We start from the raw sequence: 24,297 nt of genomic DNA on the forward strand, positions 1-24,297 counted from the left end.
TAAGCCGAAGGGCTCTTTTTAATAATGAGCGGAGGAAGTTTTGGCGTATTCATAATTACAATCGATTATCTAATTAGATAATCTAGCATAACACAAAAAAAACTTTTATTCCACTGAAATAAAAGGTTTTTTTTGTGATTTTTAAATTTTTAGTTCTCTAGTTCTGCAATTTTTCAGTCGTCTAGCGGCAGAATCTGTCAGAAGCCGCTTTCCGGCAGGGATTTCACATCCGTTTTTTGTTTACGGTCAAAGTATAATTTTTCGAGCAGCTCCGGTGAGTCTTCGAAATGAACGGAGAAAGAGCGTCGTGCGATGCTGTGCGGCCGCTGCAGGGATTTCTCGTCACTGGTGACGAGAAGGATGTCAAACTTTCAAAATCCTCAACCTAACAGGAAGTCCGAAATGAAAAAGATTAAAGTCGGTATTGTCGGCGGAAGCGGCTACACAGGCATTGAGCTGCTTCGTCTTCTTGCGCAGCATCCGAATGCGGAAATCGTCACCATTACCGGAAGAAAAGACGCCGGTACGCATGTGGCGAAGATGTTCCCTAATCTTCGCGGACGTTTGGATCTGACATTCTGTGATCCTTCCGAGGCTCCGCTCGATCAGTGTGACGCGGTATTTTTTGCGACGCCGCATGGCGTAGCGATGTCCATGGCGCGGGAGCTGACCGCCAAGGGCGTCAAGGTTATCGATCTGGCGGCGGATTTTCGTATTAAAGACACGGAAGTGTTTAGCAAATGGTACAAGATGGAGCACAGCTGCCCTGATCTGCTTGCTAAGGCCGTATACGGTCAGCCTGAGACAATGCGCGAGCAGATGAAGAAAGCGGATATTCTCGGTATGGCCGGCTGCTATCCGACAACGATTGAGCTCGGTCTTATGCCGCTTTTAAAACTTCACAGCGCGGAAAAAGACATTGTGAATCTCAATGTCTCGATCATTGCCGACAGCAAGTCCGGCATCAGCGGCGCCGGCAGAAAGGCCGACGTGAGTTTGATTTGCGCAGAAGCTGCCGACAACTTTAAGGCCTATGGCGTTGGCGGCCACCGCCACGAGCCCGAGATGGTTCAGCAGCTGAGCGAATTCGCGGGCGAGAAGGTTCCGCTCACGTTCATTCCGCATCTTCTGCCGACGATCAGAGGCATCTTCTCGACGATTTACGTGCGTCTGACGGAAAAAGGCACGGGAGTGGATTTCCAGTCTCTGTATGAAAACGCTTATCGTGACGAACCCTTTGTGGACGTTCTGCCGGCTGGATCGCTGCCGGAGACTAGGTCGGTACGCGGATCCAACATGGTTCGCATCGCGCTTTACCGCAAGGAGCCTGATCTGCTCGTGATCCTTGTGGTCGAAGATAATCTCGTTAAGGGTTCTGCCGGACAGTCTGTGCAGGCGATGAATCTGCTTATGGGACTGCCTGAAAGCACAGGGCTGGATCAGATTGCGCTGATGCCCTAAAAGAAAAAAGCCTCTGACTCCATGGAAGAATCAGAGGCTTAAATTTTTAGCGGCCTATTTACGCACGAGTTTCGGATTCAAGGTGTAAAGACCCGAGACGGAGGCGGATGCGAGAATATGTCCCTGCATCGCTTCGAGCACTTCCGGACCGGTGAAGCTTCCGCTCAGCGGCAGCAGCGGGAAGTCGACCGCATAGACAGTAAAGACGTAGCGGTGCATTCTCTCATCATTCCACGGAGGGCAGGGACCGTCATAGCCGTAGTGCTTGCCGGTTTCCTCCGGTTTCTCGAAGTTGGTGTAGTCGTTCAGTCCCTGACGCATGCCGTTAGCGCATGCGGGCCCTTTCTTGCCTTTCGGGGTCACGCCTTTTGAGAGGGTGCCCACGTCAATACAGGGTTCTTCCGGCACGATATCCACCAGAATCCAGTGGAAGAAGTCTCTTCTCGGCGCATCTTCCGCAATGACTGCGTCCTCACGGTTAGCCATAGAGAAATCCTGCGGCACGTCGTGATCCTGGCAGATGACTACCAACGACTGTGTGCCCGCGGGCGGATTTGACCATGCAATCTGAGGATTGCGGTTCCCAGCGGGAACAGTATGTTCGCGCCCCATCGGATCTAATTTCGCGTAGGCGTAGCCTTCCGGAATCATTGCGCCTTCGTCAAAAGAATCGCTCCATACTCTGAAGATACTTTCCATAGACTTACCTCTTTTTCGGGTATCTTAGCCAAAATGTGACCGGACCGTCGTTGACCAGTTCAACCGCCATATGCGCGCCGAACACGCCGGTGACAGGCGAAAAACCTTCAGCTTCTAGTTTTTTAACAAAACGTTCGTATAGTTTCTCGCCGAGCTTCGGCTCCGCTGCGGGCGTGAAGCTCGGTCGATTGCCGCTGTTGGTGTCGGCGGCGAGTGTGAACTGAGAGACCGCCATGATTTGGCCTTTGATGTCGCGAAGGCTCAGATTCATTTTGCCGTTCTCGTCGCTGAACACCCGATAGTTCAGCACGCGTTCGGCAAGCGCGTCCGCGTCCTTTTCGCTGTCATCTCTTTCGGCGCAGGCCAGTGCGACCAAGCCCTGATCGATACGGCCGCGAAAAACACCGTCGGCGGTCAGGGATGCTTTGGAAACCCGCTGAATCAACGCGATCATTTTGTCTCTCTTACTTCAAATGAATCTTGGCCCACTTTCTCTTGCCGACCTGAAGGACGTAATCGCCGGGAGCGACTTCAGTCTTTTTATCGGTGACCTTTTCGCCGTCGAGGCGCACGCCGCCCTGATCAATATTGCGGTTGGCGTCGCTTGTTGAAGCGCACAGGCCGGCTTCTTTAATCAGTTTGGCAAGAAGCATCGGCTCGCCGGAGTTGTCGACGCTGATTTCGGGAACATCGCTCGGCATCGCGCCTTTGCGGAAGCGGTTGACGAATTCCTGTTCCGCGGCGTCTGCTGCGGCCGCGTCATGGAATCGAGTCACGATTTCCTTAGCGAGCAGAACCTTCGCGTCGCGCGGATTGCGTCCGTTTTCGCATTCCTTCTTCAGCTGAGCGATTTCCTCGTTGCTGCGCATGGAAAGCAAATCAAACCAGTTCCACATCAGATCATCGGACAGGGACATGACTTTGCCGAACATATCGTTCGGATTTTCGGTAATGCCGATGTAGTTATGTTTGGACTTGCTCATCTTGTTGACGCCGTCCAGGCCGACCAGCAGCGGCATTGTGATGATGCACTGCGCTTCCTGACCGTACTGGCGCTGCAGTTCGCGGCCTACGAGCAGGTTGAATCTCTGATCGGAACCGCCAAGTTCCACATCGGCCTCAAGGGCGACGGAGTCGTAGCCCTGCATCAGCGGGTAAAGCAGCTCATGCATGGCGATCGGTGCCTGTTCGGCAAAACGCTTGGCAAAGTCGTCGCGCTCAAGCAGACGAGCGAGCGTATAGCGGGACGCTAAGCGAATCATGCCTTCGGAACCGAGTTTGTTGCACCATTCGGAGTTGTAGCGAATTTCGGTTTTATCCGGATCCAGGACATGGTAAGCCTGATCAAGATAAGTCTTCGCATTTGTTTCAATTTGTTCTCTCGTTAACGGAGGGCGTGTTGTATTGCGGCCGGAGGGGTCGCCGATGGCACTTGTAAAGTCTCCTACGAGGAAGATAACGGTATGTCCGAGATCCTGAAACTGACGCAGTTTGTTCAGAACGACAGTGTGTCCGAGATGGATGTCGGGAGCGGTAGGATCGAGACCGAGTTTGACACGAAGAGGCTTGCCCGTCGCTTCGGCGCGAGCGAGCTTCTGCTCAAGCTCCTGCTCAATCAGAAGTGTGTCGGTGCCGCGTTTGATTAGGGCCATTGCGTCCTTAATCTTCTGGCTCACCGGGAATTTTTTTTGTTCGACACTTTCAGTCATTTTTAGAAACAATCCTAAAATCGTAGTAGTAAAACCCCTTGCAGACGTCAATGTTTAAATCCAATATAATTGACGCACTTGACGGTAGGGGCGTAATCAAAGCCATCCCCATATTCTATATTCTCTTTCAGCGTTTATCCTTTCTGCGTTGGGGGATTTGTTTTCGTCAAGCGAATTGAGAGTGAGAACGAAGAGAGACAGAAAAGTGAATACTGCAGCAGGCAAATTAACCAAGATTTTTAAGTCAGTGACATTTGCGGCTGCTCTCGTTCTGCCTTTCGCCTCCTTTAATTCTCTGCACGCAGCGGAAGAAAAGACGCCGGTCATTATGGAAAAGGCCGGCGAAATTGATCTTAGCGTTCTGATTCAGCAGTGGGCAAGCGAAATGTACGATGTCTACGCTGAGACCCACATTGAACCGAAAGACACCTCCAAGAAGATTTTCGAGCGCCTTGGTATCCAGGACAAAGCCTTTACTCGTTACGTGACGACAATCAAAGGCAAAGAAAATCCGTTTGCGCGTCTCTCCCGAGGACGTCTTATCCAGGCTCGTCTGACGACTGGCGGAGAAGTGATTTCTCTGAGAGTGTTCCGTCCGATTGACTCACAGTCCAAAGATATTTCTTTCTTTGAGGTCAGCAAAAATAAAGACGGGAAATTCGTGCATGCCGAGAAAACCAGCGGATTTGATGCGCTTCCGATCGCTGCTTCGGGCGTTATTACCTCCAACTTGGATAAAGCGGCTGTCGAAGCGAATATTCCTGCCGGAGTTCTCAAGCAGATCAAAGATCGTTTGTCGACGGAGCTGAACCTCTCCAAGGACGTCTCTAAGGGCGACACATTCAGCGTGATTTATGAGCGCCGTCAGCTTGACGGAGCTGACATCGGAACCGGGAAACTGCTCGCGATTGAGTACTACGCCAAGAATAAGACGATTGAGTCGTATTGGTATGAAGGCGAAGGAATCGAAGGTTATTACGATTCCGAAGGAAAAAACAACGATGTGACTTTCCTTCGCATGCCCTGCGAGGCGCGTGTCACCTCGACTTTTAACCGAGTTCGTCGACATCCCGTGACCGGACGTTTGCGACCGCACTGGGGTGTGGATTTAGGCGCGCCCAAAGGAACGCCTATCTATGCAGCCAGTGACGGCACGGTGACGACGAAGCGTTATCAGCGACGCGGCTACGGCTATTGGCTGGAGATTTCGCACTCCTCGGGCTATACCTCCCTTTACGCACACATGAGCAAGTACGCTCCGGGGATTGAACCCGGAACAAAAGTGAAAAAAGGTCAGCTCATCGGTTATGTCGGTGCGACCGGCATGGCAACAGGACCTCATCTGCACTATGAACTTAAGAAGGACGGCCAGCAGGTCAACCCGCTGATTGCTGATTTGCGTACCGGTGAAAACCTTCGAGATGAGGCCGCTGAAGATTTTAAAGTGGCGATTGCTCCGATGCGCCGTCAGATCGCGATGCTCAGCCGAATTCAGCTCGCTCAGAATCAGCCTCGTACAGCTGCGCATTAACATCCATTAGAATTGAGGTCTTGTAAACAAGACCATTTTCTATGTCAGAACCGCAAATTCCTATTTATGTCGGAATGATGTCCGGCACCAGCATGGACGGCGTCGACGCGGTCGCAGCCGTGTTTACTAACGGTCGATATCAATTTATCGGCCGAAGTTCGGAGTCCTATTCCACACATCTGCGCTCCTCTCTGATCAGTCTCTGTTCGAGCGGTCCGGACGAGGTCCTGCGCTGTCAGGAGTGCGGCAACGAAGTCGCCAAAATTTACGCTAAAGTTTTTAACAAGCTGCTGGAAGGAACCGGTCTGGAAACCTCAAACATTTGCGCTATCGGCGCGCACGGTCAGACGATTCGTCACAGCCCGCAGATGGGCGCGAGCACGCAGCTGATCAACGGGGCGCTGCTTGCGGAGCTTACGAAGACGGATGTGGTGACGGATTTTCGCAGTCGGGATTTAGCCGCGGGCGGTGAAGGCGCGCCGCTAGTGCCGCTGTTTCATAAATGCGTGTTCAGCGGCAGTGTGCCGCGCGGCATTCTCAACATCGGCGGCATCAGCAATCTGACATATCTGCCTGCTTTAGGTTCCGACGCAGATGTTTTTGGTTTTGACTGCGGTCCGGGCAATGTTCTGATGGATGGCTGGACTGAGAAAATCAACGGCACGCCCTACGATCACGATGGAATGTGGGCTAGAAGCGGTAAGGTTAGTGAGAAGCTTCTGGCGCTGCTGAAGAAAGAAGCGTTTTTTGATCTGACGCCGCCGAAAAGCACCGGCCGTGAGCTTTTTAACTTAGGCTGGCTTGAATCAAAACTTTCCGATGAGTCTGTAGAAGACGTGCAGAGGACGCTGGTAGCCCTGACGGCGGGCACGATTACTGAAGCGATTGAGCGCTTTGCCCCAGACATTCAGGAGTTGTTTGTATGCGGCGGCGGAGCGAAAAATTCGCTTTTAATGCAGGAGCTTGCGGCAATGAATCCCGCAAGGGCGGTAAAAACAACGGCGGCTCTGGGCATGGACGCTCAGGACGTGGAAGGCGCGGCCTTTGCGTGGCTCGCAAAACGATTCGTTGAGCGGCAGCCGGGGAATCTTCCGAGCGTCACGGGCGCAGAAGGCGGAAGGATTTTAGGCGCGCTTTATCCGGCGTAAAAAATAATAAGGCCCGATTCGAAAGAATCGGGCAGAATTCTTATTACGTCAAGAAGCGCGAATTTTACCGTTATACGGAGAAGCTGGAGCCGCAGCTGCAGGTTGTCGTCGCATTCGGGTTTTTGATGACGAACTGAGCGCCTTCAAGGTCTTCTTTGTAGTCGATTTCAGCGCCGACTAAATACTGATAGCTCATCGAATCGATGAGGAGCATGACGCCGTTGCGTTCCATGGTCGCGTCGTCTTCATTGACTTCTTCATCAAAGGTGAAGCCATACTGGAAGCCGGAGCATCCGCCGCCCTGAACAAAAACGCGAAGTTTCAGGTTGGGGTTGCCTTCCTCGTCGATCAGTTCTTTAACTTTCATGCTGGCCGCATCGGTGAAAATGATCGGATCGGGAAGCTTGACCTGTTCTTCAGACATATTGATTCCTCATAATTAACTAATTTGGTGACTCGATTATATAGATGCAGTCAATATCCTTTCGTATTAATTGAAAAAATTAGTTTGGAAAGTTGTTCTTTACAGCGGCGTATCATTTAAGCTTATGCACATTCGGCACCCACCAGGTGTTGTATTTATTAGAGAGGATTTCGGAATGTTTAGTAAAGCCGACAAAGTCGAAATGACGGATCCCGCTATTTGGGAAGTTATTCGCAAAGAAGGGCAGAGACAGGAAGATCAGATCGAGCTGATCGCAAGCGAAAATTATGCTTCTCCTGCGGTAATGGAAGCTCAGGGGTCTGTCTTAACCAATAAATACGCTGAAGGTTATCCCGGCAAGCGTTATTACGGCGGTTGCGAATTTGTGGATCAGGCTGAGGCCTTGGCAAAAGAGCGCGCTCTGGAGCTTTTCTGCAAACCCTGCGGCGTGGAGATGGCGGTTAATGTTCAGCCGCATTCCGGCGCTCAGGCCAATATGGCGGTGTTTTTCGGACTTCTGAATCCGGGCGACACCGTCATGGGAATGTCGCTCGCGGAAGGCGGTCATTTATCGCACGGCATGAAACTGAACATGTCCGGCAAATGGTTCAATATCATCAGCTACGGCCTGAATGAAAAAGAAGAAATTGATTACGACGCCGTTGAGAAGCTCGCATTGGCAAATAAGCCGAAGCTGATTATCGCCGGAGCGTCTGCCTATTCTCTGCGAATTGATTTCAAGCGTTTCGGAGAAATCGCGCATAAAGTCGGCGCCTATCTGATGGTCGACATGGCCCACTACGCCGGTCTTGTGGCCGCAGGCGTTTATCCGAGTCCGTTCCCTTACGCCGATATCGTCACAACGACGACGCATAAGACGCTGCGCGGTCCACGCGGCGGCATGATTTTCTGCCGTCCCGATCTCGAAAAATCGATCAACATGGCGGTCTTCCCCGGAATTCAAGGCGGTCCTCTGATGCATGTGATCGCCGCGAAAGCGGTCGCGCTCCATGAAGCGCTTCAGCCCGCATACAAGGAATATCAGAAGCAAGTCATCCGCAACGCCGCCGTGATGGCCGAAGAGCTCAGCAAGCGCGGTCTTCGCATTGTTTCAGGCAGAACTGAAAGCCACGTCATGCTCGTTGACCTGAGATCGAAGAACATCACTGGCAAGGAAGCCGAAAACATTCTTCATGAGATTGGCATTACCGTAAACAAAAACTCTATTCCGAATGATCCGCAGAAGCCTTTTGTGACCAGCGGCATCCGTATCGGTTCGCCCGCAATGACGACTCGCGGCTTTAAAGAGGAAGAAGCAAGAGAAGTCGCAAGTCTGATTGCCGACGTTTTAGATCATCCGCATGACGAAGCGGTTCTTGCCAATGTGAAAGAAGCGGTTGCTTCCCTTGTCGCCCGCTTCCCGGTTTATCGCCAGACTGTTTAAGTAAAGAGGCCGCCTATGCTGTGTCCGTACTGCAAAGAGCCCAATACGCAGGTCATTGATTCGCGCACCAGCGAAGAGGGCAGTGTCATTCGCCGCCGCAGAAAGTGTCCCGCTTGCGGAGGACGCTTTACCACTTACGAGAAAGCGGCGCTGTCGATGCCGCAGATCATCAAGAACAACGGCAGTGCGCGTGAGCCTTTCAGCTCGGAAAAATTGAGAAGATCGATGGAAATCGCGCTTCGCAAACGTCCGGTCAAGGCCGCACTTGTGGACGAAGCGGTCAACAGCATTGAGCGGCAGCTGAGACTTCGCGGCGAGAAAGAAGTCTCCTCTAAAGAGGTTGGCGATTTGGTGCTTGCCGAACTGAAGTGTTTGGATATGGTTGCTTATATTCGCTACGGTTCCGTTTATCTGAATTTCCAGACTCTGGAGGACTTTGTCAGTCTCGTTGAGCAAACCCGTAAGCTCTGATCAAGAGAAAAAAATGAGTTTTTCTGATATTTCCTACATGCGCCGCGCTCTGGAACTTGCGCGCGAGGCTCGTATGATCTGCCCCCCGAATCCGGCCGTCGGCTGTGTGATTGTCAAAGACCGTCGGGTCATCGGCGAGGGACATACTCAGCGCACGGGCGAGGCCCATGCTGAAGTGATGGCGCTTCGTGACGCGGAGCGTCGAGGCGAATCGGTTGAGGGCGCGACTGTTTATGTGACGCTTGAACCCTGTTCGCATTACGGCAGAACGCCGCCCTGCGCGCTTGCGCTCAAAAATGCGAAAGTCGCCCGAGTGGTTGCGGCGCTCAAAGATCCGAATCCTCTGGTTTCCGGACGCGGCCTGAAAATGCTGGAAGAGGCTGGAATTGAGGTGGAGTGCGGTGTCGGCGCAAGAGAGGCGGAAGACATTAATAAAGGCTTTCTGAAGCGTCAGCGCACCGGCATGCCTTGGGTGCGCTCTAAATTCGCGATGAGTTTGGACGGAAATACCGCGCTTTCAAACGGCGTCAGCAAATGGATTACCGGCGAAGATGCTCGAAGAGACGGTCATTTCTGGCGAGCGATTTCGGGCGCCGTGCTGACCGGTTCCGGCACAGTGGAAGCTGATGACCCGCTCATGAACGCCCGAATTGAAGGCGCGGAGCGTCAGCCGCTTAAGGTGGTGGTGGATTCGCAGCTTCGTCTCAGCCCGGATCTGAAGATATTTAAAGAAGGCAAAGTGCTCTTGGTATGCGCTTTCTATGACATTGTCCGCGCTCAGATGTTTGAAGCGCAGGGCGTGGAAGTGATTGAGCTGCGCGGCGCTGACGGTAAAGTTGACTTGAAGGCGCTGTGCGCTGAACTCGGACGGCGCGAAATCAACGAGGTTCATGTTGAGGCGGGCGCTCGTCTGAACGGCGCGCTCGCGATGCAGGGGCTGATCGACGAGTATTTGATCTATGCGGCACCTCTGTTGCTCGGACAAGGACGAAAACTGCTTGATTTGCCAATGCTTCAGAACCTTTCTGAAGGTATAGCGCTAGAATTTATCGATGTTGAAAAAGTAGGACCGGATCTGCGCCTTTTACTGCGTCCGGCCGGTTAGATTACAGGAGAGCTAGAGATGTTTACAGGAATTATTCAGGCCGTCGGTCGCATTCGTGATAATGAAGAGATCGGAGACGGTCTGCGCATTCATGTCGAGGCGCCTGAACTGGGTCTGGATACAGTTAAAATCGGCGATTCGATCGCGATCAACGGTGCCTGCATGACCGTTGTGGAGGTCGACGAAAAAATGTTTAAGGTCGAAGTCTCCGCCGAGTCTTTAGATAAGACCGCCGGTTTGGACGGCTGGGGTCATGTGAACTTGGAAAAGGCGATGCGTCTGGGAGATCGTCTTGACGGTCACATTGTCAGCGGACATGTGGACGGCGTAGGCGAAGTCGACGCTTTTGAAAAGAAAGCGGAGTCCTATCATCTGGTGGTGCGCTGCCCGATGAAGCTGGGCAAGTTCCTTGCCTATAAAGGCTCGATCGCGATCAACGGAGTATCGCTTACGATTAACGAAGTTGAAGATACGCCCGCAGGCACACGTGTTTCGATTAACCTGATCCCTCATACGTTTGAGCACACATCCTTCAAGTACACCAAGGTCCGTGATCTGGTGAATGTCGAGGTGGATACTGTTGCTCGCTATATTGAGCGCATGTATTCGCTCATTCAGCGCTAAGCTGAAATCTTTGCGCTCATCACGGCGCAGGAATTCGGGAGGATGCGGCTGCTTTGCTAAAATTCCGAAGATTTAAGTTAGGAGATAAAATTGGCTATCAACTTTATTCAGTCGAAATTAGACGGTACTGATCTGAAAATTGGTATTGTCAGTGCTCGCTTTAACGACTGGGTTTGCAAAGGCTTGTTTCAGTCCTGCTATGAGGAGCTGAAGGCCAACGGTGTTAAGGACGAAAACATTGTTGTCACAACCGTCCCGGGCGCTTTGGAAATTCCCTATGCGCTCACAATGCTCTTTGAGCGTTATCCGGATCTGGACGCGATGATCGCGATCGGCTGCGTGATTCGCGGTGAGACCTATCATTTTGAGCTGGTCGCAAACGAATCTTCCCGCGGCATTACGGATATTGTCGTCAGAGAGGCGATTTCCATCGCAAACTGCATTCTGACTGTTGAGAACGAAGAGCAGGCCAGAGTAAGAATGCAGGAAAAAGGCAGAGACGCCGCTCGTGTCGCTCTGGAAATGGGCAATCTCGGCAGAATCTGCGCTGTGTCGTTTGACGACGATACAGATTCGCAAGAGTAAAAATATGTCAAAAGAAACTACATCGGTTAAAGCGCCGGCGAAGAAACGCGGCGGCCGCAGTGCCCGCAGACGTTCGCGCGAATTTGCGCTGCAGGGTGTTTATCAGTGGCTTATCAGTCATACCGACCCTGTTGAAATAGATGCGGCCGCACTGGAAGCGGAAGATTTTGATAAGGCGGACGCGGAGTTTTACCGCAGTCTGCTGCACGGCGTAATTGATGATTTTGTCGCGACGGAAGATGCGTATAAACCTTTTGTCGGCCGCGACGTCACGACTCTGTCTCCGATCGAAAGAGGCATTCTTCTGATTGGAACTTATGAACTGAAGAATACCGCGACGCCGTATCGCGTCGTGATCAACGAAGCGGTTGAGCTCGCTAAGAGCTTTGGCGGTACTGACGGATTCCGTTATGTGAACGGTGTTCTTGATAAGCTCGTATCGAAGCTTAGACCGTATGAGGCCTCCGGCAGCAAAGATGCCAGATAAGCCGCACAGTACGAGGACCCCGAATTCGCTGGACGAGTTTGGGGTCATATCCGGATTCTTCACCGATAAAGGCGCTCATCCCAACGCTTGGCCTTCGCAAGGAGTTGGAGATGACTGCGCCTTTTTGGATATTGGAGATAAAAGAATCGCCGTCACGACGGATATGATGGCCTTGGGAACGCATTTTTTTGATAACGCGGATCCCTACACCGTGGGCAGAAAGTCTCTTGCGGTTAATCTCTCGGATCTGGCTGCCGCTGGCGCCGTTCCGAAAGCGTTTTTTCTGTCGATTTCTTTGCCTTCAATTGATGAGCAGTGGCTTAAAGCTTACTCTAAGGGGCTGATGGAAGAGTCGTTCCGCTACGGCTGCCCGCTTCGCGGAGGCGATACAGTCAAGGCGCCGGTCATTGACGGCAAACCATCCAAGACCACAATTTCCATCACTGCGCTTGGCGAGCTGCCTGCGGGCAAAGGTCTGACAAGAAGCGGAGCGCGGCCCGGCGATGATATTTGGGTGAGCGGCACGCCCGGAGACGCATTTGCCGCTTTAGGAGACATTTGGGGATACTGGAAGTGCGCGTCGTCTGACTACCGCTACTTCAAATCCCGAATGGATAAGCCCACAGCGCGGGTTGCGCTGGGCACGGGGCTCTTAAACCTCGCAAGTTCTGCCTGCGACATCTCGGACGGTCTGATCGGAGATCTTCAGCATATTCTGGATCGATCCGGCGTTTCCGCGGTGCTTCACTGGAAGGATTTCCCGCTCTCGGAGGCCATGCGCAATATGCCGGAGGACGTTCGTCGCCGTTGTGTGCTTTCCGGCGGAGACGATTATGAACTTCTCTTTACCGCCTCGGCCGAACAGAGCGCGCGGATATTAGAACTATCTCAGCGGCTTAGCGTTCCTGTCACACGAATCGGCGAGATCACGGGCGCGGGAGAATCGCTTCTCATTGATGACGGCGAAGGCGGAGTTCTGTCGCCTCAGCCATCCTTTAATCATTTCGCAAATGAAGTCGTATAAAACCGAGGCGCCTGCCTTTTCTTTAGTGCTCCGTCATCCCTGGCTGATGATTTCGACATTTTTCGGAGCCGGCTGCATTACGCCTGCGCCGGGGACGTGGGGTTCCTTTGCGGCATGGCTCGCATTTTGGCTGATGCAGAGCGCATTCGGAAGAGCGCCGATTTGGTTCGCCTCAGCGCTCGCGTTTATTTTGGGCTGCATCGCTGTCGGTCGATCCGAGACCTATCTGTATAAAACGGATCACGGATCCATTGTCATCGATGAAGTCGTCGCGGTTTGGCTGACGCTTTTGGTGACGCCTATAGGTTTTTTCTGGCAGTTAGCCTCCGTGATCGCATTCCGTTTCTTTGATATCGTCAAGCTCCCGCCCGTATCGGTTTTGGATTCGATGCGGCAAAACGGTTTTACTGTCATGCTTGATGATGTGTTCGCGGCTGTATACGCGATCATTCTTATTAATGCGGCGGCTTATGTACTTGAGGTTTCGGGGTTCGCCGCTCCTATTTGGACTTTCTTTTAAATGACTGCAAATATTGAAAGCTTAGTTAAAACGCTCAGTGACCGCATCAGCGGCACAGGCGAGGTAATTGTGACTGCCGAATCTCTGACGGGCGGGATGATCAGTGCCGCGCTGACCTCGGTTTCGGGTTCAAGCGCTTGGTTTGAAAGAGGCTTTGTCACATATACCAACGAAGCTAAGCATCAGATGCTTGATGTTCCGCAGGGAATTTTGGATCGTTTTACAGCGGTAAGCGCAGAGACGGTTACTCATATGCTTATTGGCGCGCTGAAGCATTCTGGCGCGTCGGTCGCGGTCGCGGTCAGCGGAATCGCGGGCCCCACGGGCGCACTGCCCGGCAAACCTGTTGGCACCGTGTTTATCGGATGGATGAGACGAGATGAGATTGCCGAAGTTGTGCGCTGCCAGTTTGACGGTGATCGTGCTGCAGTTCGCGAGCAGACCGTGGAAAAAGCACTGAACGGACTCCTCGGTTATTTTGACGAAAGGCCATAAAAAATGAGTGTCTGGTTTGACGTTATTTGTTTAATCATTTTGATTTTGATGAATGGATTTTTCGCGATGAGCGAAATCTCCATCGTTACTGCCCGCAAGAGCAAGCTGCAGGTTTTGTCCGAGCAGGGCGCTTCCGGGGCAAAACTGGCGCTCAGCCTTTCTGAAAATCCGACGAGAGCGCTTTCGACGATTCAGGTTGGCATCACCTCCATCGGCATTCTCTCAGGTATTGTCGGCGAATCTGCTTTGGTGGATCCGTTCTCTAACTTTATGGTGAGCGTGACCGGCATATCCATGGCGACGGCCAGAGTTGCCTCGATGGTGATTGTCGTCATCCTCATTACTTATTTTTCCATTGTTGTCGGTGAGCTTGTGCCGAAGCGCATCGGTCTTTTAGGCGCGGACGCGATTGCGCGTTTTGTCGCTAAGCCGATCCATTGGCTTTCTCTGATCGCATTGCCTTTTGTGAAACTGCTGTCCTTTTCGACCGAGTTTGTTATGAAGCTGATCGGTACGAAAGAAAACGATCAGAAGATTACGGAAGAAGAAATTCATTCAATGATTGATGAAGGCGGATTGGCCGGCGTGATCGATGCTCAGGAGCACGTCATGGTGAAGAATATTTTCCGCCTGGACGACCGCAGCATTTCTTCTCTGATGATCCCTCGCGGTGAGGTTGAGTACATTGACCTGGACGATTCCAGAGAAGTCAATATGAAGAAGGTTCTGGAATCGAACCACTCAAGGCTTCCGGTCTGCAAGGGCGGTCTCGATGATGTTGTGGGTGTGGTTACCACTCGACAGCTTCTGAAACAGATCGTCTCTGTCGGCAAACCGAATTTTAAGGTTGAGTATGATCCGCCGTTGTACGTGCCGGAGTCACTTACCGGCATGGAGCTTTTGGAGAACTTTAGAGCGAGCGACGCTGCTTTGGCGCTGGTCGTTGATGAATACGGCGCGATTTTAGGTTTGGTGACGCCGCATGATGTTCTGGAAGCGATTGCCGGAGAATTTAAGCCTGAAACGCCGGAAGATGCGCAGATCATTAAAAAGTCAGACACCTGCTATGAAGTTGACGGACTGCTGCCGATTCCGGAGCTCAAGGATTTGCTTGCGCTGCATGAAGTTCCCGAGGAAATGGAGGATCGCTATACGACGGCTGCCGGCATGGTGATTTTCCTTCTGGAAAAACTTCCGCGTCCGGGAGATCGAGTCAGCTGGGGCGGATGGGAGTTTACGGTCCGTCAGATGGACGGCCGAAGACTTGATCGAATTCTCATTACAAAGCTTCCTGAGGCTAAGGAAGAAGAGGAAGAGAGTTAATTTGTTTTCTTAAAGCGCAGATTGCCAAGAAGCGTCAGCCGCTCAGATATTTCGCGAAAAGGCCGGGAATTTCTCGGCTTTTTTCGTACTTGCCGTGAGCGAGGCTAAGGCTGTATTGAATGTGTACGCAATACCGCCGAAGTAGTAGACGACAGGTTGCGCTGCAAAATCGACGGTGTCAGAGCCGGAGCGCGCTTTTGCTTTAAGAAGAAATTGCTGTCCCCACGCACATGCCGAATTATGGAGCGGTGCCGGTGACTTATTTATAGCTTCACGCGCTTAACGAGATTATTCTGAGAGGTCCTTACGCAGGTTGGAAGGGCTATCGTCAAAAGGCAGTTTCCATACGGGAGCTGCCTTTGTTTCAATTGCCTCAAAGAAGGCGAGAAAACTCTCCTGCAGGTACTTAATGAAAACGCGGTTGAGCTTATTGCGCCAAGCGGACTGCGTGCAGGCGACATATGTCGGCGCCGGTTCACAGGCCCATCCGGGAAGAACCGGAACCAGCTTTTTCTCAAGGAGCTCATCGATACAGAGAAACAGCGGCATATCCAAGCAGAAGCCGTAATCCTCAAGAACAAAATCTTTAATCCCAAGAATGCTTCCGATGACCATAACGTGTTTTTGATCAATTTCGACCGTGCGGTCTGCGCTCCTCATGGTTTTAAAACGGGAGCGGGTTGCGCCGTCAAACTGAAGTGCCTTGAAATTCGTTAAGTCCGACGGGTCGGTCGGCATGCCGAATTTTTTAATATAAGAAGGAGTCGCGACAGGAACATAGATATTTCGGCCGCGAGGCAGGAGCATCAGATCCTTTCCTTCGTGCATCCCGCTGACGCAGGCGATGTCCGCTTTGTACGAGGTCACATCGTTGATGCTGCCGGAACCGGCAATGGTGAAGCTGACATTGGGATAAAGCTTGTTGAAATCCTCCAGAAAGGGTCTCAAATGCCGAGTGGCTACGCCGTGAGAAACCGAAAGACGAATACCGCCTTCAAGCAGACTGTTATTTTTCAGAATTCGGTCAATGGCGTCAGTGTGCTGGTGAATGACCGGTTCAATGATGCTGAGAATTTTCTCGCCTTCCCTCGTGAGCTTAAGCGGCCTTGTTCTTTGGAATAAGCTTTGCCCGACGGTCTTTTCCAACTGGGAAAGATTGCGGGAAACAGTGGAGACCTCGACATCAAGTTCTGCGGCCGTGTAAGAGAAATTACGCGTCCCGCATAAACTCAGAAAGACACGCCAAAGATTCATATCATCAAGTTTGGACATAGGTCGAGGCCCCGAAAAGAAAAAAGTGCGAAAAAGCTTCAGCTCATATCGTCCGATTCTAATCGAGTCGCAGAGATGACTATTGATAATAAGAGGATTTCTCAGTAAAAATCCTACTTAGTAGATTTCTTTGGTGTTTTGAGAGCAAGCGGCAGGAAGTCCTCTTTTTCCGGGCTGAATCGGTACAGTTCTCCCTCGCCGAGATCGTAGTAAAGCGCATGAAGCTTCAGCGATCCTTCTTCGACTTTAGAGGAGATCCAGGGATACGAAAGCAGATTATCCAAGGACAGAAGAACAGCGCCTTCCTCACAATGGCGGGCTCTGACTTCCGGCGGTTCATCATCTGTGAGATCGTCCAGCCGATCCAGAGCCGGCGCAGCGATGCTGACCCACTGCCAAATGTATTTTTCATTGCAGATAGTCTCCGGATGCATCAGTCCGTGGATCCCGCCGCATCTGGAGTGGCCCAGAACGACGATATGCTCGACGCTGAGATGCTTGACGCCGTACTCGATGGCGGCCATGACAGCACTGGGGGAGTCCGCCTGATCCGAGGACGGAATCAGAGCCGCGACATTGCGAATGACAAAAAGTTCACCGGGCCTGCAGTGCAGAAGAATTGCCGGATCAACACGCGAATCACAGCAGGCAACAACCAGTGTTTTGGGATTCTGGGATTTCTCCAGAGACTCGAAATACTCGCGCTCTTTGAGAAAATACTTCTGTTTGAAATTATGAAAGCCTTGGAGAAGCTGGTGAAAGTTATCCATGTCCGTGCAGTTAGGTGAGGATTTGAATAGAAATTTGACAGAGTGTCATTATGGCAAAAGTGAAGCCTCAGACAAAAGAAGCGCCGGACAAAATCCGGCGCGCCAATTTGATTGATTAGATCCGTAACGGACTGCGTTCAGTCTTTATTCGGAGTTGTAAGCTGATCTGATTTCTTCGCGTGCTGTTCGGCGTCATACTCCATTCCTTTGAAGATTCCGAACGAACTTGCCGCGATAAGCGCAGCTCCGAGATATCTGCGGGGACTGCCGTTTTTCAGAACAAGCCTTGCGATAGCAAGCGCCGCAGGAATAAAGACGGTACGGGCAAGCGGGATCGCGACTTTAGGATCTGCAAGTCCCAAAGCCTTTGCCGCTTTCAGCGCGTCCTTTCCTACAGACTGTGCGGCTGTAGCAGGACGGCTACGCATCATCTCAATTTCGTTATGAATCTGAGCGCGCTGCTCGCCGGCGCGTACGGTCAGTTGGGCAAGTCTGCGCGCGACTTCGTCATTTGCCTGCATTATCGGCCTCCTTTGTCTGAACCGTGGCCCCCGCTGCAGGAGCCTCTTCGGGCGTGCCTTGCGAGCGCTTCAGCGCACCCCGGAAAGAGTTCACATCCGCCTGCATAATTTGTTTCGATTCTGCGAATGAATAGGGCAGTGTGGAAGCAAAATTGCGAGCTCGGCCCAGTAAATAGAGGAATATGACCGTGTAAAAGACCGCAAGTGCGCAGGCAACAAATACACGGTGCTCATCCCAGAAAACGACCAGCAGGGCAATTGAAATGAAAACTAAGGAAAACAGTCCGAAAAACCCCGCAAGTATGCCGTAGAAAGCGGCTTTGCCCGCATTGTCTCTGGCGACCGAAAGTTCGATAGAGGCAATCTGCAGACGAGTCGACAGTCCGTCGGCGATCTGGCCGAGCAGCGTATAGAGCCCGGGTGAGGATCTTTCCTGATTTGTTCCGTTAGCCATAATGGCCTCTGCGTGTAAAAGCCAAAATTATTTGCGGGCGATCAGAAGGCCGAGCAGCAGACCGCCGACAGCAGCGATACCGACAGCGCGCCACGGATTGTCATGGACGCAGTCATTGACTTCACCGGCAATCTGCTTGCTTTCCGCGCCGGACTTTTCAAAAAACGTCTTCATGCCGCCGCGAGCACGCAGCAGGCATTTCTTGGCTTTTTCCTGAAGTTCCTTAGCTTCGTCGCCGGTTGTTTCGGCAGCGCGCTGCAGAAGTTCATCAGCCTGCTCAAGGGCGTTATCAACGTTTTCACGTACAACTTCGTTTAAATTGGTGTCCATAAATAAACCTCCAAAAAATCTTTTTCGGCAATGAAAAAAGTCTATCACCTGCTGTGAACCCAGCTGATTACAGCGTCCAATACGGGTACTGATCCGAGGGCGGACGGTCCGTTGACAATAGCCGCGACGGCATAGCGTTTACCGTCTTTGGCCTGCACGTAGCCCGCGACAGAACGGGCGCCAGAGATGTAACCGGTTTTAATGTGCGCGTAACCGTCCGCGGCATGACGCTTGCGCATGGTGCCGTCTACACCGGAGATCGGCATGCTTGACATGTATTCCGGCATCCTCGGTGTGTTCCACATATGCGCCAGCACGGATGCGAGCGCTCCGGCTGAAATTCGCGATTTTCTGGAAAGTCCGCTGCCGTTGTCCAAAGACAGTTCGTCGGCCGGAAGTTTGTTTTCAAGGGCCCAGGCTTTGATTGTTTTTCGGCTTTGCGCCAAAGTCTTCGGCTCTCCGGCTTCCGTCTTGCCTAATTCCAGGAAAAGCTGCCGAGCGGCCGGATTCAGACTGTGTTTATTCATGTCGTAGATGATTTTTGCCAGAGGCTCCGAACTTGTACTGCTCAGTATGTTCATGTCTTTTAAAGAGCTCGGGGCTTTTCCGCTGACAAGTTTGCCCTTCCAGCTTCCGCCCGCTTTCTTCCAAAATTCAGAAAAGAGCAGCGTGAGGTATTCATCCGCACCAAGAGAGGTGTAGAAGAAATCTTTGTTTCCGCAGGAGGCGGGGAAGGAGCCGAGGAATTTCGGTGCTAACGGGGTGGAAAAATCCGGTTTGATCTGTTTGCGCCAAGCGCCGCACGCTTCCTTGCTCAGAGGGATGGTTTTCGGAAGTGCTAAGCCGTTGAGGTGCGGAACGGAGTACAGATAAGCGACGCCTTCTTTCCGATCGGGGCGTATCTGCATAAATAACGCGCGGGAGTTGACAAGCATCGCGTCGGCTCCTGTGTTGTAAGGACGGTTGCCTTCGCCGTCAAAGGCAAACGGATCGTGCGGCGGAATATCGAATCGGGAACGATCGACAATGATGTTTCCTTCGATACTCTGAATGCCCCTGCTTCGAAGTCCTTCGATCATGTCTCTGAAGTCAGAAAGAGACAGTTCGGGGTTGCCCGAGCCGATGAGGTAGATGTCGTCTTTAAGCACGCCGGCGCTGTTGGGTTCGGTCTGCGACACCATTCGGGTGTGCCAGACTTTGGCCGGTCCGAGCAGTTCAAGCGCCGCAGCCGAGGTCACAATTTTTTCTACGGAAGCGGGCATTCTGGGAGCGGACGCATTGATGAATACCGGTTTTTCTTTTGCCGAGAGCGGAATTACCGCCATAGAGAAGTCGGCTGTCGGCACTTTGTATTTGGTCATCGCCTTTTTAATCGGCGCCGGAATCGGAGCAGCTTTTTCGGCTGCGTATGAAACGGACAAGGCCGAAAGAATGGAAATCAGTGCGGCTTTCCGCAGCAATGAGAGGTAAGACTTCATAAAAACAGAATAGACCTGCCTGAGAAATAGACAAGTTAAGGGTTAACGATTACACAATGTTAATAAAAAAGAAATAGCTCTTCTTTAAACTTTCGGATGAAGTTGTTAGTATAAACACCTATTTATCTGAGGGGTTGAAAAATCGATTCGAATCCCAACATAAGGAATATTGAAACACAACTTGTTTGTTTACCAAGAATAGGAGTTTAAAGATGAACATTCGTCCTTTGCATGACCGCGTTATCGTAAAGCGCGTAGATGCCGAAACGCGTACAGCCAGCGGCATTTATCTTCCCGAAGCCGCAGGTGAAAAACCTGATCAGGGTCAGGTTTTGGCTGTCGGTCCCGGTAAGCGCGACGACGCCGGCAAGCTTATTCCGATGGACGTTAAGGTAGGCGACCGTGTTCTCTTCGGCAAGTACTCCGGTCAGACGGTCAAGGTTGACGGAGATGAATATCTCGTGATGCGTGAAGAAGACATCATGGGCGTTCTTGAATAACAGAACTGCCGAACTACGAAAGAATATAGAGATAGGAGATTTAATAAATGGCTTCTAAGCAGGTTTTATTTGGTGATGACGCCCGCGTACGCATGGTTCGCGGCGTTAATGTTCTCGCTGACGCGGTAAAAGTAACTCTCGGCCCGAAAGGCCGTAATGTTGTGCTTGAACGCGCATTCGGCGGCCCGACAATCACTAAGGACGGTGTTTCCGTCGCTAAGGAAGTTGAGCTGAAGGACAAGTTCGAAAACATGGGCGCTCAGATGGTTAAGGAAGTTGCTTCCAAGACCAGCGACAACGCCGGTGACGGTACAACTACTGCGACCGTTCTTGCTCAGGCGATCGTTGACGAAGGCATGAAGTTTGTTGCCGCCGGCATGAGCCCGATGGATCTGAAACGCGGTATCGATAAGGCTGTCGGTGCTGCAATCGCTGAACTGCACACACTCAGCAAGCCGACAACAACCAGCAAGGAAGTTGCTCAGGTCGGCGCTATTTCCGCTAACTCCGATCATGAAATCGGCGACATCATTGCTCAGGCGATGGAAAAGGTCGGCAAAGAAGGCGTGATCACCGTTGAAGACGGCAAGAGCCTGCAGAATGAACTTGAAGTGGTTGAAGGTATGCAGTTTGACCGCGGCTATCTGTCTCCGTACTTCATCAACAACCCCGACAAACAGGTAGCCCTTCTTGAAAACCCCTACATCCTTCTTGTTGAGAAGAAAGTCAGCAACATCCGCGATCTTCTCCCGATTCTCGAGCAGGTTGCCAAGTCCGGCCGTCCGCTTCTGATTATCGCTGAAGATATCGAAGGCGAAGCGCTTGCTACTCTGGTTGTCAACAGCATCCGCGGCATCCTCAAGACTGTTGCCGTCAAGGCTCCCGGCTTTGGCGACCGTCGCAAGGCAATGCTTGAAGATATCGCCATCCTCACCGGCGGTACAGTCATCAGCTCCGATGTCGGCCTGACTCTTGAAAAGGCTACACTGAACGAACTCGGCTCCGCTAAGAAGGTTGAAGTCAATAAGGAAAGCACCACGATTATTGACGGCGCCGGCAAGGAAGATCAGATCGAAGCCCGCGTAAAACAGATTCGTAAGCAGATGGAAGAAACATCCAGCGATTACGACCGTGAAAAACTTCAGGAACGTGTTGCCAAACTGGCAGGCGGTGTTGCGCTGATCAAGGTTGGTGCTGCAACTGAAGTTGAAATGAAGGAAAAGAAGGCTCGTGTTGAAGATGCTCTGCACGCTACACGTGCTGCTGTTGAAGAAGGCGTCGTCGCCGGCGGCGGTGTCGCGCTGATTCGTGCAAAACAGGCCATTAAGGAACTGAAGGGCGAAAACGCCGAACAGGACGCCGGTATCAAGATCGTTCTGCGCGCTATGGAAGAACCGATGCGTCAGATCGTCCGCAACGCCGGTGACGAACCGAGCGTCGTAGTTGACCGCGTCGCCAACGGCAAGGGCAACTTCGGCTTCAACGCTCAGACCGGTGAATACGGCGACATGATTGAAATGGGTGTTCTTGACCCGACTAAGGTCACACGTACCGCTCTGCAGAATGCGGCTTCTGTTGCCAGCCTGATCCTGACAACCGAATGCATGATCGCAGATCTGCCGGAAGACAAACCTGCTGTTCCTCCGATGGGAATGGGCGGCATGGGCGGAATGCCCGGCATGATGTAATCATCCGCTGATTGATTAGAACGAAAGGCCCTCAGTGAAAGCTGAGGGCCTTTTAGTTTTTTAAGCTTAAAATATTAGGGAAAACATCCAAAACAACAGAGCTCGAACCATGAAGTGGAAATTCGTCCTAGCCCTGCTCACGACGTGTGCGATTCTGATGTCGATGAGCTACACAATGCTTATCCCGTTCCTCCCGATGTATTTAATTCAGGATCTTGGCGTCAAGCAGGCGGATGTGGACATGTGGTCGGGCGCGATCTTCGCGGTGACCTTCCTCGTGAGCGGTATCATGGCGCCGATTTGGGGCGCGCTCGCCGATAAAAAGAGCCGCAAACTGATGGCGATTCGAGCAGGTTTCTGTTTAGCGATTACCTATTTGCTCGGCGGCTTGGTTTCCAATCCGTGGGAACTTTTCGGGGTACGAATTGTTCAGGGGCTTTCCGCGGGTTTGTGGCCGGCGCTTCTTGCGATCATCAGTGCCGAATCTCCCAAACTAAAGCTCGGCTTCTGCATGGGCGTCATGCAGGGCGGCATGACTGCGGGCGGCGTGCTCGGACCTCTGTTCGGCGGCCTGCTTGCTGACCAGTTCGGCATGCGAAGCGCATTTTTTATCGCGGCAGGTGCACTCTTTCTAATCACCCTGGCGCTTGTCTTCTTCATTAAAGAAAAACCGAGAGTTCCGGATCCCAATGCCAAACCGGTTCGTATTTGGGACTTTTCGCTTCTGAAAATTCCTGCAGTGAAGCGCATGCTGATCTGCGCGGGTGTAGTTCAGCTCACCATCCTTCTGCAGCAGCCGGTTATGCCGCTGTACGTCGCAGAACTTCAGGGTTCAATGGACCGCATTGTTCTGGTTTCCGGTATTGTCTTTTCGATTACGGGTGTCTCCGGAGTTCTGGCTTCGCCGGTTTGGGGCATCATGGGACAGAATATCGGCTATCGTCCCGTTCTGTATTTATCTTTGCTGGGCGCGGGCATATTGGGCGTCATACAGGTCTTTCCGAACTCTCTTGAATGGTTTACCGGCTGGCGCTTTATCGGCGGTTTGGCCTTTGCGGGAATTTTCCCCGCGATTAACGCAGTTCTTACCGTTTCCACCTCTGCCAATGACAAGGGAAGGGTATTCGGACTGTCTTATCTTGCCCAGCAGCTCGGCGCGGTTTTCGGGCCGATCATCGGCGGGGCGATGGCGGCTTGGTTCTCTTATAAATTTATTATCGGACTTTCGGGCTTTATTCTGCTGCCGCTCGTTCTTTATCTGTATCTGAAAAGACCGGCGAGCAGTGAAGGAAGCGGCACGACACTTACCTAGCAAACGGTTAATTTCGGAATGCGGCCGCTACAATGCATCTCCACATATTCACACTATTGAGGAAGAAGACGGATGAAATTCACAGAAATGCTCCAGCAGCGCTGGGATAAGAACAACACTCTTTTATGCGTCGGACTGGATCCGGATCTCAAACGTTTTCCCGATAAATTCGCCTCTTGCCGTCATCCGTACCTTGATTTCTGCTGGGAGATTGTGCAGGCAACCGCCGACACAGTCTGCGCATTTAAGCCGCAGATCGCGTATTTCGCCTCAGTCGGCGCGGAGGATCAGCTCACTGAACTCATCAGACGCATTCACTCCGAATTCCCGGGTATCCCTGTGATTTTGGACGCGAAACGCGGAGATATCGGATCCACTGCCAAGCATTACGCTAAGGAAGCGTTTGAGCGGTTCGGAGCCGACTGCGTGACACTTTCTCCGTACATGGGACGAGACTCGGTCGAGCCGTATCTGGAGTATGAAGACAAAGGCGCATTCATACTTTGCAGGACCAGCAATAAAGGCGGAGACGATCTTCAGATGCTCGACTGCGGCGGAAAGCCCCTCTATCACGTCGTTGCGGAAAAAGTTGCCGAATGGAACACAACCGGTCAGCTTGGTCTGGTGATCGGCGCGACCTATCCGAATGAGCTGAAAAGCGTGCGCGCGATCACGCCGGAGTTGAATTTTCTGGTACCGGGTATTGGCGCTCAGGGCGGAGATGTGAACGCGAGCGTCAAAAGCGGTATGAATGCCGAGAAAACCGGCATGATAATCAATTCAAGCCGGGCAATTCTTTATGCGTCTCAGGGCGACGACTTTGCGCAGAAAGCAAGATTTGCCGCACTGAGGACCCGCGACGAAATTAATAAGGCGCGCGGCTAAAGTTCCTTAACCAACGTCTTTGTGGGCAGGCGCCAGA

The 24,297-nt window shown here is 52.1% G+C and carries 27 protein-coding genes; 17 read left to right on the plus strand and 10 right to left on the minus strand.

Annotation, left to right across the window (positions count from 1 at the left end; all coding sequences use genetic code 11):
* Positions 1 to 402: 402 nt before the first annotated feature.
* Positions 403 to 1,461: an N-acetyl-gamma-glutamyl-phosphate reductase gene (gene argC / locus NFR90_RS10410; protein ID WP_251452815.1), complete on the plus strand. Its 1,059-nt coding sequence runs from the start codon at positions 403 to 405 to the stop codon at positions 1,459 to 1,461.
* Between the two features lie 54 nt (positions 1,462 to 1,515).
* On the opposite strand, the gene NFR90_RS10415 is transcribed toward argC, so the two are convergent.
* Genes NFR90_RS10415 through tyrS form a run of 3 tightly spaced genes read right to left on the minus strand, consistent with a single transcriptional unit; the run spans position 1,516 to position 3,869 of the window.
* Positions 1,516 to 2,160, minus strand: a complete 645-nt coding sequence (locus NFR90_RS10415; protein WP_160334569.1) for a YbhB/YbcL family Raf kinase inhibitor-like protein — start codon at positions 2,158 to 2,160, stop codon at positions 1,516 to 1,518.
* A gap of 4 nt (positions 2,161 to 2,164) precedes the next feature.
* A complete protein-coding gene (gene dtd / locus NFR90_RS10420) occupies positions 2,165 to 2,614 on the minus strand; it encodes a D-aminoacyl-tRNA deacylase (protein ID WP_160334570.1) in 450 nt (149 codons plus the stop codon).
* A 10-nt stretch (positions 2,615 to 2,624) separates the two neighbouring features.
* Complete coding sequence (gene tyrS / locus NFR90_RS10425) at positions 2,625 to 3,869, minus strand: tyrosine--tRNA ligase (RefSeq protein ID WP_160334571.1); 1,245 nt, start codon at positions 3,867 to 3,869, stop codon at positions 2,625 to 2,627.
* 205 nt (positions 3,870 to 4,074) lie between these two features.
* Between tyrS and NFR90_RS10430 the strand changes: the two genes are divergently transcribed.
* A complete protein-coding gene (locus tag NFR90_RS10430; protein ID WP_251452817.1) occupies positions 4,075 to 5,400 on the plus strand; it encodes a M23 family metallopeptidase in 1,326 nt (441 codons plus the stop codon).
* A gap of 41 nt (positions 5,401 to 5,441) precedes the next feature.
* Positions 5,442 to 6,548, plus strand: coding sequence for an anhydro-N-acetylmuramic acid kinase (locus NFR90_RS10435; protein WP_251452820.1), 1,107 nt, complete (start codon positions 5,442 to 5,444; stop codon positions 6,546 to 6,548).
* 70 nt (positions 6,549 to 6,618) lie between these two features.
* Here NFR90_RS10435 and erpA read toward each other — a convergent pair whose 3' ends face one another.
* On the minus strand, positions 6,619 to 6,972 hold the full coding sequence (erpA, locus tag NFR90_RS10440; protein ID WP_160334572.1) for an iron-sulfur cluster insertion protein ErpA: 354 nt from the start codon (positions 6,970 to 6,972) through the stop codon (positions 6,619 to 6,621).
* Between the two features lie 175 nt (positions 6,973 to 7,147).
* On the opposite strand from erpA, the gene glyA reads away from it, so the two are divergent.
* The 10 genes from glyA to NFR90_RS10490 all read left to right on the plus strand — a co-directional run bounded on the left by glyA (position 7,148) and on the right by NFR90_RS10490 (position 15,050).
* A complete protein-coding gene (glyA, locus tag NFR90_RS10445; protein WP_277612817.1) occupies positions 7,148 to 8,416 on the plus strand; it encodes a serine hydroxymethyltransferase in 1,269 nt (422 codons plus the stop codon).
* A 15-nt stretch (positions 8,417 to 8,431) separates the two neighbouring features.
* The gene (gene nrdR, locus NFR90_RS10450) at positions 8,432 to 8,887 is read left to right on the plus strand and encodes a transcriptional regulator NrdR (RefSeq protein WP_251452823.1); all 456 of its coding nucleotides are present in this window, start codon (positions 8,432 to 8,434) and stop codon (positions 8,885 to 8,887) included.
* A 13-nt stretch (positions 8,888 to 8,900) separates the two neighbouring features.
* Complete coding sequence (gene ribD / locus NFR90_RS10455; protein ID WP_237178703.1) at positions 8,901 to 9,992, plus strand: bifunctional diaminohydroxyphosphoribosylaminopyrimidine deaminase/5-amino-6-(5-phosphoribosylamino)uracil reductase RibD; 1,092 nt, start codon at positions 8,901 to 8,903, stop codon at positions 9,990 to 9,992.
* An 18-nt stretch (positions 9,993 to 10,010) separates the two neighbouring features.
* Positions 10,011 to 10,616, plus strand: coding sequence for a riboflavin synthase (locus NFR90_RS10460; RefSeq protein ID WP_251452826.1), 606 nt, complete (start codon positions 10,011 to 10,013; stop codon positions 10,614 to 10,616).
* A gap of 90 nt (positions 10,617 to 10,706) precedes the next feature.
* A complete protein-coding gene (gene ribH, locus NFR90_RS10465; RefSeq protein ID WP_160334576.1) occupies positions 10,707 to 11,201 on the plus strand; it encodes a 6,7-dimethyl-8-ribityllumazine synthase in 495 nt (164 codons plus the stop codon).
* A gap of 4 nt (positions 11,202 to 11,205) precedes the next feature.
* The gene (nusB, locus tag NFR90_RS10470; protein WP_251452829.1) at positions 11,206 to 11,688 is read left to right on the plus strand and encodes a transcription antitermination factor NusB; all 483 of its coding nucleotides are present in this window, start codon (positions 11,206 to 11,208) and stop codon (positions 11,686 to 11,688) included.
* Positions 11,657 to 12,712, plus strand: a complete 1,056-nt coding sequence (thiL, locus tag NFR90_RS10475; RefSeq protein WP_251452857.1) for a thiamine-phosphate kinase — start codon at positions 11,657 to 11,659, stop codon at positions 12,710 to 12,712. The genes nusB and thiL overlap by 32 nt, the downstream gene beginning before the upstream one ends.
* Positions 12,699 to 13,232: a phosphatidylglycerophosphatase A family protein gene (locus NFR90_RS10480; RefSeq protein ID WP_160334579.1), complete on the plus strand. Its 534-nt coding sequence runs from the start codon at positions 12,699 to 12,701 to the stop codon at positions 13,230 to 13,232. The genes thiL and NFR90_RS10480 overlap by 14 nt, the downstream gene beginning before the upstream one ends.
* Positions 13,233 to 13,727 (plus strand): CinA family protein, encoded by a 495-nt coding sequence (locus NFR90_RS10485; protein ID WP_160334580.1) that lies wholly within the window; start codon positions 13,233 to 13,235, stop codon positions 13,725 to 13,727.
* Between the two features lie 3 nt (positions 13,728 to 13,730).
* Positions 13,731 to 15,050, plus strand: coding sequence for a hemolysin family protein (locus NFR90_RS10490; RefSeq protein WP_160334581.1), 1,320 nt, complete (start codon positions 13,731 to 13,733; stop codon positions 15,048 to 15,050).
* Between the two features lie 288 nt (positions 15,051 to 15,338).
* Here NFR90_RS10490 and NFR90_RS10495 read toward each other — a convergent pair whose 3' ends face one another.
* From NFR90_RS10495 to dacB, 6 genes are all read right to left on the minus strand, one after another.
* Complete coding sequence (locus NFR90_RS10495; protein WP_160334582.1) at positions 15,339 to 16,322, minus strand: LysR family transcriptional regulator; 984 nt, start codon at positions 16,320 to 16,322, stop codon at positions 15,339 to 15,341.
* Positions 16,323 to 16,435: 113 nt separating this feature from the next.
* The gene (locus tag NFR90_RS10500) at positions 16,436 to 17,092 is read right to left on the minus strand and encodes a carbonic anhydrase (RefSeq protein ID WP_251452859.1); all 657 of its coding nucleotides are present in this window, start codon (positions 17,090 to 17,092) and stop codon (positions 16,436 to 16,438) included.
* 137 nt (positions 17,093 to 17,229) lie between these two features.
* Positions 17,230 to 17,613 (minus strand): hypothetical protein, encoded by a 384-nt coding sequence (locus NFR90_RS10505; RefSeq protein WP_251452861.1) that lies wholly within the window; start codon positions 17,611 to 17,613, stop codon positions 17,230 to 17,232.
* Positions 17,600 to 18,067, minus strand: a complete 468-nt coding sequence (locus NFR90_RS10510) for a phage holin family protein (RefSeq protein ID WP_251452863.1) — start codon at positions 18,065 to 18,067, stop codon at positions 17,600 to 17,602. Before NFR90_RS10510 ends, NFR90_RS10505 begins: the two co-directional genes overlap by 14 nt.
* Positions 18,068 to 18,094: 27 nt before the next feature.
* Positions 18,095 to 18,397 (minus strand): ElaB/YgaM/YqjD family protein, encoded by a 303-nt coding sequence (locus NFR90_RS10515; protein WP_160334586.1) that lies wholly within the window; start codon positions 18,395 to 18,397, stop codon positions 18,095 to 18,097.
* 44 nt (positions 18,398 to 18,441) lie between these two features.
* Entirely contained in the window at positions 18,442 to 19,875 is a 1,434-nt protein-coding gene (gene dacB, locus NFR90_RS10520; protein WP_251452865.1) for a D-alanyl-D-alanine carboxypeptidase/D-alanyl-D-alanine endopeptidase, read from the minus strand.
* Positions 19,876 to 20,087: 212 nt separating this feature from the next.
* Here dacB and NFR90_RS10525 point away from each other — a divergent pair, with 212 nt between their 5' ends.
* The 4 genes from NFR90_RS10525 to pyrF all read left to right on the plus strand — a co-directional run bounded on the left by NFR90_RS10525 (position 20,088) and on the right by pyrF (position 24,260).
* Positions 20,088 to 20,375 carry a co-chaperone GroES gene (locus tag NFR90_RS10525; RefSeq protein ID WP_160334588.1) on the plus strand — a complete coding sequence of 96 codons (288 nt, stop codon included), beginning with the start codon at positions 20,088 to 20,090 and terminating at the stop codon, positions 20,373 to 20,375.
* Positions 20,376 to 20,422: 47 nt separating this feature from the next.
* Complete coding sequence (gene groL / locus NFR90_RS10530) at positions 20,423 to 22,063, plus strand: chaperonin GroEL (RefSeq protein WP_160334589.1); 1,641 nt, start codon at positions 20,423 to 20,425, stop codon at positions 22,061 to 22,063.
* A 109-nt stretch (positions 22,064 to 22,172) separates the two neighbouring features.
* On the plus strand, positions 22,173 to 23,375 hold the full coding sequence (locus NFR90_RS10535) for an MFS transporter (RefSeq protein ID WP_251452867.1): 1,203 nt from the start codon (positions 22,173 to 22,175) through the stop codon (positions 23,373 to 23,375).
* A 72-nt stretch (positions 23,376 to 23,447) separates the two neighbouring features.
* Positions 23,448 to 24,260, plus strand: coding sequence for an orotidine-5'-phosphate decarboxylase (gene pyrF / locus NFR90_RS10540; RefSeq protein ID WP_160334591.1), 813 nt, complete (start codon positions 23,448 to 23,450; stop codon positions 24,258 to 24,260).
* The last annotated feature ends 37 nt before the right edge of the window (positions 24,261 to 24,297 follow it).

It is taken from the genome of Parasutterella muris (genome assembly GCF_943193095.1).
In the GTDB taxonomy this organism is placed as follows: domain Bacteria; phylum Pseudomonadota; class Gammaproteobacteria; order Burkholderiales; family Burkholderiaceae_F; genus Parasutterella; species Parasutterella muris.